Origin of the sequence: Erwinia sp. MMLR14_017 (assembly GCF_033657285.1) — a bacterium.
Lineage (GTDB): Bacteria > Pseudomonadota > Gammaproteobacteria > Enterobacterales > Enterobacteriaceae > Erwinia.
This window is the reverse complement of record NZ_JAWVWP010000007.1, coordinates 150,079-162,539: the sequence shown is the minus strand read 5'-3', so window position 1 is coordinate 162,539 and position 12,461 is coordinate 150,079. Positions and strand designations below refer to the sequence as shown.

Annotated in this window: 6 protein-coding genes and 2 pseudogenes; 4 read left to right on the top strand and 4 right to left on the bottom strand. The window is 53.4% G+C overall.

The annotated features are described in order from the left end of the window. Positions 1-796: 796 nt before the first annotated feature. From SD961_RS13600 to rcsB, 3 genes are read left to right on the top strand one after another with little or no spacing between them, the layout of a single operon-like run. Positions 797-1,951 carry an MFS transporter gene (locus SD961_RS13600; RefSeq protein ID WP_318790879.1) on the top strand — a complete coding sequence of 385 codons (1,155 nt, stop codon included), beginning with the start codon at positions 797-799 and terminating at the stop codon, positions 1,949-1,951. A 20-nt stretch (positions 1,952-1,971) separates the two neighbouring features. Further along, on the top strand, positions 1,972-4,632 hold the full coding sequence (rcsD, locus tag SD961_RS13595; RefSeq protein ID WP_318790878.1) for a phosphotransferase RcsD: 2,661 nt from the start codon (positions 1,972-1,974) through the stop codon (positions 4,630-4,632). Between the two features lies 1 nt (position 4,633). Beyond that, positions 4,634-5,284: a response regulator transcription factor RcsB gene (rcsB, locus tag SD961_RS13590; protein ID WP_306211643.1), complete on the top strand. Its 651-nt coding sequence runs from the start codon at positions 4,634-4,636 to the stop codon at positions 5,282-5,284. Between the two features lie 57 nt (positions 5,285-5,341). Here rcsB and rcsC read toward each other — a convergent pair whose 3' ends face one another. Both rcsC and gyrA read right to left on the bottom strand, forming a co-directional pair. Continuing rightward, positions 5,342-8,191 (bottom strand): two-component system sensor histidine kinase RcsC, encoded by a 2,850-nt coding sequence (gene rcsC, locus SD961_RS13585; RefSeq protein ID WP_318790877.1) that lies wholly within the window; start codon positions 8,189-8,191, stop codon positions 5,342-5,344. Positions 8,192-8,332: 141 nt separating this feature from the next. Further along, on the bottom strand, positions 8,333-10,972 hold the full coding sequence (gene gyrA / locus SD961_RS13580) for a DNA topoisomerase (ATP-hydrolyzing) subunit A (RefSeq protein WP_318790876.1): 2,640 nt from the start codon (positions 10,970-10,972) through the stop codon (positions 8,333-8,335). Between the two features lie 191 nt (positions 10,973-11,163). Between gyrA and ubiG the strand changes: the two genes are divergently transcribed. Then, a complete protein-coding gene (gene ubiG, locus SD961_RS13575; RefSeq protein WP_318790875.1) occupies positions 11,164-11,892 on the top strand; it encodes a bifunctional 2-polyprenyl-6-hydroxyphenol methylase/3-demethylubiquinol 3-O-methyltransferase UbiG in 729 nt (242 codons plus the stop codon). A 183-nt stretch (positions 11,893-12,075) separates the two neighbouring features. Here the strand turns inward: ubiG and SD961_RS13570 are convergent. Next, positions 12,076-12,276, bottom strand: a pseudogene (locus tag SD961_RS13570) (hypothetical protein); the annotation flags it as partial. Then, positions 12,273-12,389: pseudogene (locus SD961_RS13565) on the bottom strand (DUF2778 domain-containing protein); the annotation flags it as partial. The pseudogenes SD961_RS13570 and SD961_RS13565, both read right to left, overlap by 4 nt. Positions 12,390-12,461: the final 72 nt, after the last annotated feature.

The window sequence follows — 12,461 nt, the reverse complement described above, 5'->3', positions numbered from 1 at the left end:
TCTATATGCACCAGAAAATTATCATTATGTGTTTTGCGCATGAAGATAAAGCAAACCTTCACATTCAGGCGCAAAGCAAGGGATAACCAGTGACCGATACCGGACTGGTTTTTACCTGGTGCATAACCGCCCCCACAGGGAGCGAAAGAGATTGCTCAGGGCAATCGGGCGTGCTGAGTTGCTATTTTTTCTAGCTTTTCCTTACCCATAGTAAGAAAGAACTGACAGCTTTACTTGATGAATATTTATCTGAAAGATAAAAATATTTAATCAAACATACAAGTTTTTAACAAGAACCGTTTTCCATAAAGGCTAAATAATGGTTGAGTATGGAAGATAAGGATTTGATTTAAAGCGAGGAAAATTCTTATGCATTTTGCAGGCTTTCTCTTTTTATGCTTCCTGAACTGACCATTTACGGCTAAAAAGGCAGCGCTGACAGGCCAAAATTTCCTGTAAATTCGTGATAAACAGCACAAGTTGCCCAGGCTGGCTTTGGTTATTTTTTATTCGCCCTGATTTTGCCGTAAAGGGGAATAATGGCGATTTTTCACCCTATACCAATGATTTGAGTTAAGGCGCACGATTTCACCTTTGTTTCAGGAGTTATCTGGAAAATGGGCCTGCAGCGACAAATCCTGTTAACAGTGCTATTTTTAGGGGTTAACAATTGTCAGGCCATGGCCCTACTGGCGTAATCCGTGAGCCACAAACCTGACAGGTATGAGCAATCTTCTTTAAACAAAGTTCTTGTGGTAAAAGAAGCGCACCTCAAGGCAGATTTTAAACGGATATCATGACGACACTGGATGCTCGACCCGCAAATGCCAGCGCAGTAGCCACGCAACACGCTACGCGTGCCATCTTCTTTATTGCCGGAATAGGTATGGCCGCCTGGGCACCGCTGGTTCCTTACGCGAAAGATCGTGCACAGCTCAGCGATGGCGCGCTGGGTACGCTGCTGCTGTTCCTTGGGCTGGGCTCGCTGATAGCGATGCCGCTCACCGGCATGCTGGCAGGTCGCCTGGGTTGTAAGCGCGTCATAACGTTGGGCAGCGTCTTTATTCTGATCGCTTTGCCGTTACTGGCGACCCTCTCCACGCCCGTTACGCTGGCTCTGGCGTTGATGGTTTTTGGTGCCTCCATCGGCCTCGTCGATGTGGCGATGAATATTCAGGCGGTAGAGGTGGAAAAGGCCTCTCAACGGGCGATGATGTCCGGCTTCCATGGTTTCTTTAGCGTTGGCGGAATTGCAGGCGCAGGGGCAGTCAGCGCCGGACTCGCTTTCGGGCTTTCTCCGCTGCTGGCCGTTAGCGTGATCGGCCTGATCATTATCGCTATCTATCTCTTCTCTCAGCGTCATTTGCTGAGCAACCGGGTTCATCAGCCTGATGCGCCGCTTTTTGTGGTGCCGCGCGGCTGGGTGCTGTTCCTCGGCGTTTTGTGTTTTATTCTTTTTCTGACAGAAGGGGCGATACTGGACTGGGGCGCCCTGTTCCTGACGCAGACACGCGACTTAGCGCATTCACACGCGGGCCTGGGCTATGCGCTCTTTTCTGTAGCGATGACGGTGGGCAGGCTGACTGGCGATCGCCTCGTCATCTCTTTTGGACGCTTTCTGACGCTTTTCTGCGGCACGCTTTGCGCCTCATTCGGTCTTTTACTGGCCGTATTTGTACCAAACGTTGTGGTCACACTGCTGGGTTTTGTGCTGGTAGGCTTTGGCGCCTCTAACGCCGTCCCTATTATGTTCAGCGCAGCAGGGAATCAGAAAACCATGCCGGTGAATCTGGCAATTTCTTCCATGACAACGATTGGTTATGCGGGTATTCTGGCAGGTCCGGCACTCATCGGCTTTATCTCACAGTGGTACAGCCTTGCGACGGCGTTTTCCGCCATTGCCGTACTGCTGTTAGCTGTGGCCGCAAGCGCCCGGCTGATTACACGTTAACTGGGGTCCCACGCTAAGCTATGTTGCCATACAAATTTCCTCTGACATCAGGCAATGTCACACGCTTTTTTGTGATGTTTATTCTGATGCTGCTGCTGGCGTCAGGATTTATGATCCACAATTCGGTGAACGCCTGGCTGACCGACAAGCGTTATGCGCTGGCGGATATCGCTCACGCCATGCAAAAGCGCATCGATACCTATCGCTTTGCAACCTGGCAGATTTATGAAAACCTGGCCGCTAACGCTGCCGGGTCGCCACCCAACAGCCTGCAGGAGACTCGCCTGCGTCCGGATGTTTACTATCTTGAGAAGACACGCCGTAAAACAGAATCGCTGATTTTTGGTTCCCACGACAGCAGCACGCTCGATATGACGCTGCGGATGTCCAACTACCTGGATACGCTGTGGGGAGCGGAAAACAGCACCTGGTCGATGTATTTCCTCAACGGACAGGATAACAGCCTGATTCTGGTCTCTACCCTGCCGCTGAAAGATATGGCGACACGCTATAAAGAGAGCGCCATCAGCAATATTGTTGAGGCGCGCCGCGCCGAGATGCTACAGCAGGCGAATGCGCTGGACGAGCGTGAAAGCTTCTCGCCTTTGCGTCGTTTCACCTGGCAGAATGACCACTACTTCACCGTCCGCACCACCTTTAATCAGCCTGGCCATCTGGCGACCGTGGTAGCCTTTGATTTACCTATTAACGATCTGATCCCGCTGAATATGCCGCTGGAGTATTTCCAGCTCAAGCAGGATGCGAACAGCGCGCCGGTTAGCAGCGATCCGGACGATCAGACCCACAGCACAAAGGTAACGCTGGCTAACCCTAATATCGAAATTGCAGCCTCGCTCACCAGCACGCCATTGCAACTGGTTTACCGCGTGCCGTTGATGGGGCTGTTTATGGATACGCTGCATAATCTGATGTGGCCGCTGCTGGCGAACCTGGGGCTGCTGCTGCTCTCGCTGGCCGGACTATTTCTGCTGCGACAGCAATCACTGCGTCCCAGCGAGAACCAGAGTGCCGAGCTGGACTCGCTACGCGTGCTGAATGAAGAGATTGTCGGCAGTCTGCCCGTCGGGCTGCTGGTATATGACTTTGCGAATAATCGTACCATTATCAGCAACAAGATCGCTGAGCACTTGCTTCCCCACCTTAACCTGCAAAAAATCATCAATATGTCCGACCAGCATCAGGGCGTATTGCAGGCCACGGTAAATAATGAAGTTTACGAAATCCGCCACGCCCGCAGCGTACTTTCCCCCAATACGCAGATCTTTATGATGCGCGACCAGGATCGTGAACTGCTGGTGAATAAAAAACTGCAAAAAGCGCAGCAGGTGCTGGATAAGAACCATCAGACGCGTCAGCAGCTGTTGCAGAATCTGGGGCATGCGCTCAACAGACCGCTGGATAAAGTGATTGCGCATCTGCAGGCCATCAGCGAAGCGCATCCGGCAGACGATCTCAGCGATACGCTGGAAGAATCCCAGGCGCTGAGCCGCCTGGTGGATGATATTGTGCTGCTCAACCGCCTTGAAACCCATGACTGGGCGCCGGAATCAGGCTCCTTTATGCTGCAAAGCGTGCTGGATGAACTGGTGATGGAAGCGCTGCCTTCGATGCGGCGCAAAGGGTTGAAGCTGGTGGTCTGTAACCGGCTGAACAGCGATGAAAGCCGTTACGGTGACCGCCGGGCGCTTTATAAGATCCTGACGACCCTGCTGCACTACTCCATCACCAGCACCAGCTGGGGACGGATAAGCATTGAGGTAAATCATCCGGCAGATCGTCCCGACCGTCTGGCGATCGAGATTGTCGATACCGGCGCGGGACTGATGGTGGATGAAATGGGCAATACCGATTTCCCATTCCTTGGCGAGACCAGTCACGATCGCTTTGGTCAGGCTTCCGGGCTGGCCTTTTTCCTCTGCAAACAGCTCTGTAAACAGCTGGGCGGGCATCTGGAAATTGTGGCGCGTCCCGATATCGGTACCCGTTACAGCATTCAGATCCATGCGCCGCAGGAGGAGCAGCATGCGCAGGAAGAGAAGCTGCTGGAAGGCCTGACCACGCTGATTGATATCACCGTTGATGAAGTCAGAAAAATCGTGGTGCATCAGCTGGAAAACTGGGGAGCAAGCTGTATCACCCCCGATGAACGTTTCTCCGGTCAGGACCACGATGTGCTGGTCACCGACGATCCCGCACGTCTCACGCCCTGGTCGTTACTCCTGACGGATGACGAAACGGGCTTTACCGCGCTTTCCCGCGACAGCTATCGGGTCAACTTCAATATCAGCAGCGCGATGCAGGATGCGCTGCTGCAGCTTATTGAACAACAGCTGGCCCAGGATGAAAACGAAGCAGAGGTGATGGAAGATCAGGATACGGCTAAGCTTTTTGCGCCTGGTTACTATCAGCTCTTTGTTGATACAGTACCAGATGATGTAAAGAGACTGTATAATGAGGCGGCGGAAGGGGACTTGAGTTCCCTTGCTCAGACTGCGCATCGCCTGAAAGGCGTGTTTGCCATGCTCAACCTGACACCCGGCAAGCAGCTTTGTGAAACGTTAGAACAACACATTACCGAGTGTGACGATTCAAACATTAAAAATACCACCAGTGATATTGACCACTATGTCAGTAAACTGCTGCAGCAAGGTAACCAATAAAATGAACAACTTGAACGTAATTATTGCCGATGACCATCCGATTGTTTTGTTCGGTATTCGTAAGTCTCTCGAACAAATTGAATGGGTCAACGTAGTTGGTGAGTTCGAAGATTCCACAGCATTAATCAACAGCCTGTCAAAACTGGATGCCAATGTCTTAATCACCGATCTGTCGATGCCGGGCGAAAAATATGGCGACGGCATTACGCTGATTAAATACATCAAGCGTCATTATCCCGATTTATCGATCATTGTTCTGACCATGAACAGTAATCCAGCCATCCTGAGCGCTGTTCTGGACCTGGATATTGAAGGGATTGTTCTGAAACAGGGCGCGCCAACCGATCTGCCAAAAGCGCTGGCTGCTTTACAGAAAGGCAAAAAATATACCCCGGACAGCGTGGCAAAACTGCTGGAAAAAATCAGCGCGGGTGGCTACGGCGACAAACGTCTCTCTCCAAAAGAGAGTGAAGTCTTGCGCCTGTTTGCCGAAGGGTTCCTGGTAACGGAAATCGCCAAGAAGCTGAACCGCAGTATCAAAACCATCAGTAGCCAGAAGAAATCAGCAATGATGAAACTTGGCGTGGATAACGATATTGCGCTGCTGAACTATCTCTCTTCCGTCAGCAGCATGCCGGTCGATAAAGACTAAGTAGTACTAAGCTGCATCAGGGCGGACTCTGTTCCGCCCTTTTTTATGCCAGAATAACTACTCCCTGCCCTTTCTGACGCGTTCTGCATAAAACGCCAGCGCCTGCTGCAGCGTATCCATCGTGACCGGCTTCGACAGACAGTTATCCATTCCAGCCTCCATACAGCGCTGCTTCTCTTCTGCCAGCGCATTAGCCGTTACGCCCACCACCGGGAAGGTCAGCCCTAACTGACGCAGGCGCTGAGTCAGGCGGTAGCCATCCATATTGGGCATGTTAACGTCGGTCAGCACGATATCGATCTCGTTGCGGCTCAGCACGTTCAGCGCATCTACCCCATCCTGTGCCGTCTTCACGCGATACCCCAGCGATCCTAACTGATCGGAGAGCAGCATACGGTTGATAGGATGATCGTCCACCACCAGAATCAAAATATCTTCATTGCTGGCGCGCTTCTCTTCCGCTTCCGGCAGGCCCGGTAGCGCATCCGGCATTGCCACTTCCACCCGGTAGATCCTGCCCAACAGGGCTGGCAGCTCATGAGGTGTGGTGGTGCCGTAAACCCAACGGCCGGCCGACAGCTCCAGCGGGCCGTCGTTATGGCTGCCATCAAAGCGGATCACCGCACGCAGCGCCTGCTGTAGCGGATAGTCGTAATCTGTCACCAGCACATCTTCCGGGCCGCACTGCCCTTCCTGTAAACGTTGCACGTTGATGCCATGTTCCCGCAGCAGTTTTTCCAGGAAGCTCGCCAGACCGTCGTTGCGTAATTCCAGCCAGCATTTTTTCCCCTGCAGACCATCATGCAGCGTGGGCGTCATAACCTTACTGTTATAGAGCGGGATACGAACGATAAACTGGCTGCCCATGCCAGGTTCCGAATCGACCTCAATATCGCCGTCCATCATATTGATCAGCTTTTCACAGATCGCCAGCCCCAGGCCGGTCCCCTGGAAGTTGCGCTGAACGCCCGTGCCGACCTGGAAGAAAGGATCGAACAGGCGGGTGATCTCTTTAGCCGGAATGCCCACGCCGGTATCACGCACGCGGAAGGCAAGATAACCGTCCTTCACATATACCTGCAGGATAATGCCACCGGTATGGGTGAATTTGATGGCATTATTCAGCAGGTTTGAGATCACCTGCTGTAAACGAAGCGGATCGCCATCCAGGGTCACGGGTACGTCACTGTCGATAAAGCACCACAGCGTCAGGCGTTTCTTCACCACCATTGCCAGATAGTTGGTAGCAATATGGGTGATCACTTCGCGCGGGGAGAATTCACGCGGCTCAATGCGCAGCTGTTCAGATTCAATCTTGGAGAAGTCGAGAATATCGCTGATTATTTTTAACAGCAGGCTGGAGGAGTTGTTCATGGCGGTGACCAGCGACTCCACCCCCTGTGGCAGCGATTTGGTCTGCAGAAGATCCAGATTGCCGATGATGCCGTAAAGAGGCGTACGCAGTTCATGGCTGACCGTGGCGAGGAACATCGATTTGGACTGGCTGGCCTGCTCGGCGGCGTGCGCCATCTCCTGCAGCGACTCTTCCATCTTCACGCGGGCGCTGACATCCACCAGCACGCAGATAGCCACGTTTTCGTTGCGGTAGCGCGAATGCACAAAGCTGATTTGCAGGTTGGTGTTACTGCCGGTCAGCACATCGACAAAGTTAACCTGCTGACCACAGATGATTTCCGTCAGCCGCTGGCGGTCTTCCTGGGTCAGCATGCTGAGATAGTTGTGCGCCAGCTCGTTGCTGAGAATATTGGTGCCGTCGCTGGTGCGCAGGATGCAGATCCCTACCGGGGCTGAAGCCACAATTTTACGGTTGAACTGCTCGTGCTCTTCCAGCCGGTGAGCATTATCCTCCGCAGGCAGAAACATACGGCGCTCAAACAGCCAGGCAAGCGTAAACAGAATGATAGCGCTGATAACGTTAAGCAGAATGGCGTTGATGATCAGCACTTTCAGCTTGGCTATCAGCTCATCAGTCTCGACAGAGTAGACCACCGTCAGCTCTGAAGGCATCAGCGTTTTCTTCAGCACCAGCTTCTTATAGCCGTTAACGTAGCCGAACCAGCTGCGATCGTCCGGCAGATCATCCAGCGAAATGCCGCCGCCGGTACGGGAGGTGGACATCAGCCGCTGGTTATTGGCATCAATGATAGTTGCGGTCACAGGGAAACTGCCCGGCGTGACAAAATCTTCCAGCCGAATGGTCTGTTCAATGCCCAGCAGAGCCGCCATTTTACTGGCGACATAAATCGGCGTCAGCAGATAGTAATAGCCCACGCCCGGCTGCCCGGAAGGGGCGATCCACACCAGGCTGCTTTTGCGCTCTTCATCATTGCCGTTGCGGTATTTAAGAATACGTTCATGCAGCGATTTCAGCGCCCGCTCACGGTTGGCCGAGGCGTTGCCTACGCCGAAATCGGCCAGGCAGAGGCTTTCTCCCCCCACAAAGAAGACTCTGTTGAGCTCATAGGCGGAGGCGAAGTTCTCTTTCCAGTAATGCAGAAAATAGCTCAGCGACTCCAGCGAGCTACGCCAGGTGTTGCTCATGGAGCTGCAGTCAGAATCGGAATAGAGCGGATAAAACTGGGGCAAAGCCGTTTTGCCGGGAAAAACGCCGTTCAGCACATCAAGGCCGTTAGCCGATGAATTCAGGCGGTTTTCTGCGATATATTTCAGCTCGCGGGTGACATCAGCGGAGTGACGCACATACCACTGCGCCTGCTCGAAGTTGGCGCCAAGTTCCTGACGGACCTGCGACTCTTTCTCATGCAGCACATTAATAATATAAAACGTGGTCAGCAGCGCACCAAGCGTCCAGAGCATAAGTGCCAGCGCCCGGAAAAGGTAACGGGAAATCCTTAACGTGGTTCTGAACGAGACGAGATATTTCAAGCGAATCCTTTAGCGGTGGGGCTGACGACGATCCCGATACAGTACCGCCAGCAGGTGAAAAAAGCCAGTTGTGGCCGCAGGCGTACTCAATAAAAAGGCCGGTTCTTTCGAACCGGCCTCAGGCACTAAACGCTGTGAAGATTATTCCTCTTCATCGCCTTCCGGTGCTTCATCTTCATTTTCAACTTCCGGGGCGATATCCTCATCCCCTTCCGCTACGCTGCCGTCGATAGCATCCAGCTCTTCTTCAGCAACCGGCTCGGCCACGCGCTGCAGGCCAACCACGTTTTCATCTTCTGCGGTGCGGATCAGAATAACACCCTGGGTGTTACGCCCTACCACACTCACTTCAGAAACGCGGGTACGAACCAGCGTGCCGGCATCGGTGATCATCATAATCTGATCGCTGTCGACAACCTGTACCGCACCAATCACCGGACCATTACGCTCGGTCACTTTGATCGAGATAACGCCCTGAGTTGCACGGGACTTGGTCGGATACTCGGCATTGCTGGTGCGCTTACCGTAGCCGTTCTGGGTAACGGTAAGAATGGCGCCATCATCACGCGGCACAATCAGCGACACCACGCGGTCCCCTTCTGCCAGTTTGATGCCGCGTACGCCGGAAGCGGTACGGCCCATGGCACGCACGGCACTCTCCGCGAAGCGCACAACTTTACCTGCCGCTGAGAAGAGCATCGCTTCGTCGCCACCGTTGGTCAGCGAGACGCCGATCAGCTCATCGTCATCACGCAGGTTGACGGCAATGATCCCGGCACTGCGCGGCCGGCTGAATTCAGTCAGCGCGGTTTTCTTCACGGTGCCGCAGGCGGTCGCCATAAAGATGTTCCACCCTTCGGCATACTCACGTACCGGCAGGATGGCAGTAATACGTTCGTTCGCCTCCAGCGGCAGCAGGTTGACAATAGGACGTCCCCGCGCGCCACGGCTCGCTTCAGGCAGCTGATAGACCTTCATCCAGTACAGACGGCCCCGGCTGGAGAAGCAGAGGATGGTGTCGTGGGTGTTGGCCACCAGCAGGCGGTCGATAAAGTCTTCTTCTTTAATACGTGCCGCAGACTTGCCTTTACCGCCACGACGCTGTGCTTCGTAATCGGTCAGAGGCTGATACTTCACGTAGCCCTGATGAGAGAGGGTGACTACCACATCTTCCTGATTGATCAGGTCTTCGATGTTGATATCCGCGCTGTTGGCGGTGATTTCGGTGCGGCGCTGGTCGCCGAACTGATCGCGGATCAGTTCCAGCTCTTCACGGATCACTTCCATCAGACGGTCGGAGCTTTCCAGAATGCGCAGCAGTTCAGCGATCTGGGCCAGCAGCTCTTTGTACTCATCCAGCAGCTTTTCATGCTCAAGGCCGGTCAGTTTCTGCAAGCGCAGATCCAGAATTGCCTGTGCCTGCTGCTCGGTCAGGTAGTATTCACCGTCACGGATACCGAACTCATCTTCCAGCCATTCAGGACGCGCGGCGTTATCACCGGCACGCGCCAGCATTTCAGAGACGTTGCCCAGCGCCCATGAGCGCGCGACCAGGCCCGCTTTCGCTTCGGCTGGGTTAGCCGCATGGCGAATCAGCTCGATAATCGGGTCGATGTTTGCCAGCGCGATGGCCAGCGCTTCCAGGATATGGGCGCGATCGCGTGCTTTACGCAGCTCGAAAATGGTACGGCGGGTCACCACTTCGCGGCGGTGACGCACGAACGCTTCCAGAATATCCTTTAGCGGCATGATCTTTGGCTGTCCCTGATGCAGAGCAACCATGTTGATGCCGAAAGAGGTTTGCAGCTGCGTCAGGGAGTAGAGGTTATTCAGAACCACTTCGCCAACCGCGTCACGCTTGATCTCAATCACAATGCGCATGCCGTCTTTATCAGACTCATCGCGCAGCGCGCTGATCCCTTCCAGACGCTTCTCTTTCACCAGTTCAGCCATTTTCTCAATCAGGCGAGCTTTGTTCACCTGATAAGGAATTTCATGAATGATGATTGTTTCGCGGCCGGTTTTGGCATCGACTTCTACTTCGCCGCGGGCGCGGATATAAATTTTTCCGCGACCGGTACGGTAAGCTTCTTCAATCCCACGACGACCGTTAATGATCGCCGCTGTTGGGAAGTCCGGCCCTGGGATGTGCTCCATCAGCCCTTCGATGCTGATGTTTTCATCTTCAATGTAGGCCAGGCAGCCGTTGATCACTTCCGTCAGGTTATGCGGAGGGATGTTGGTCGCCATGCCGACAGCAATACCTGAAGCGCCGTTGATCAGCAGGTTAGGGATTTTGGTCGGCATCACTTCCGGGATCTGCTCGGTGCCGTCATAGTTCGGCACAAAGTCGACGGTCTCTTTTTCCAGATCCGCCAGCAGTTCATGGGCGATTTTCGACATGCGCACTTCGGTGTAACGCATTGCGGCGGCGGAGTCGCCGTCGACGGAACCGAAGTTACCCTGGCCGTCTACCAGCATATAGCGCAGCGAGAAGGGCTGCGCCATACGAACAATGGTGTCGTACACGGCCGTATCGCCGTGAGGGTGGTATTTACCGATAACGTCGCCGACAACACGGGCAGACTTTTTATAGGGTTTGTTCCAGTCATTGCCCAGCACGTTCATGGCATAGAGCACACGACGGTGAACTGGTTTCAGACCATCGCGAACATCTGGCAATGCACGGCCAACGATGACCGACATGGCATAGTCGAGGTAAGAGTTTTTTAACTCTTCTTCGATATTAACCGGTGTGATTTCTCTGGCTAGATCGCTCATGGAGCCGCTATCCCTCTACATTATACCCGGATTCAAAGGTGCGAAAGTATATCACCTTTAGGCCAGGTGGTGAACGGAAAGCGTCTTTTTGCACGCTTTAATGCGTGCTTAACAACCGGAACGCCGGGCGCTGCACATTCCCCTCAGGAAACAGGTATACTGCCCATAAACTTTTAGTGAGCGAGACACCTATGAAGGCTGAAAAAAGCGCCGCCACGGCTAACGTGGATCATAACGAAATTGCCAAGTTTGAAGCCGTGGCATCCCGCTGGTGGGATCTGGAAGGCGAGTTTAAACCTCTGCATCGTATCAACCCTCTTCGTCTTGGCTATATTGCTCAGCACAGCAATGGCCTGTTCGGTAAAAAAGTGCTGGATGTCGGCTGCGGCGGCGGCATTCTTGCCGAGAGTATGGCGCGCGAAGGTGCTGAGGTGACCGGGCTGGACATGGGCGCGGAGCCTTTAGAAGTGGCCCGTCTGCATGCGCTGGAAAGCGGCGTGAAGGTGGATTACGTGCAGCAAACTGTGGAAGAGCACGCCGAACAGTTTGCCGGTCAGTATGACGTCGTGACCTGTATGGAGATGCTGGAGCATGTGCCGGACCCACGTTCGGTGGTGCATGCCTGTGCAAAACTGGTCAAACCTGGTGGCGAAGTATTTTTCTCCACGCTTAACCGCAACAGTAAAGCCTGGCTGATGGCCATTGTGGGTGCAGAATATCTGCTGCGCATGGTGCCCCGCGGAACGCATGATATCAAAAAGTTTATCCGTCCGGCTGAACTGCTGAACTGGGTGGATGAAACCCCTCTGCGCGAACGTCATATTATTGGCCTGCACTATAACCCGCTGACCAACACCTTTAAGCTCGCGCCGGGCGTGGACGTCAATTACATGGTGCATACCCACGCGCTGAAAGCGTAAACCTGCCCTTAATTGAGGTACCTCAGGCAGGCCCGGCTTACGCCGGAGCCTGTCTGTTATTGCCAGGCAAATTTTGTCCCCAACTTAAGAAAATTATTCCGGTTGCTGAAACAATACTGTCCAGGCCAGCAATTTTTTATATTTTTTTAACAGAATCATTCTGCCGGGGAAAAACACGCGGTGTTACAGGCACACGATAATTTGCCGTGGCACAGCGCGCCCCTCTTTGCATGCCGTATTTCTTTCGTTCCAGGCATCCGTATACTGGATATTGCCCTCTACACTGCGCCAGGTGATTTTTTCATACTGCATACTGACGCTTTCAACATGATTCATTTTAACATTGCCCGCTAATTTAACGTTGGGTATGCCGCAGTTCATGCCTCCTTGTTTCGGTAAACACCATTCCCCGAAAAGGCCATAAACACGCCAACGCCATACAGGGTGAAAGGTGCGTAGTCAGCACCGTTCAGGATCATCTTTCCCTGTAACGCCATAAACCCTCCCTTATCCCTGTAAATTACAGGGTTTATAGTTAAGGCGATTTTTAAGCGATTCAGAAATTTGAA

Coding starts and splice junctions, on each gene's coding strand:
- rcsB (WP_306211643.1), top strand. CDS start 4,634: ATGAACAACTTGAACGTAATTATTGCCGATGACCATCCGATTGTTTTG.
- rcsD (WP_318790878.1), top strand. CDS start 1,972: ATGTTGCCATACAAATTTCCTCTGACATCAGGCAATGTCACACGCTTT.
- gyrA (WP_318790876.1), bottom strand. CDS start 10,972: ATGAGCGATCTAGCCAGAGAAATCACACCGGTTAATATCGAAGAAGAG.
- SD961_RS13600 (WP_318790879.1), top strand. CDS start 797: ATGACGACACTGGATGCTCGACCCGCAAATGCCAGCGCAGTAGCCACG.
- ubiG (WP_318790875.1), top strand. CDS start 11,164: ATGAAGGCTGAAAAAAGCGCCGCCACGGCTAACGTGGATCATAACGAA.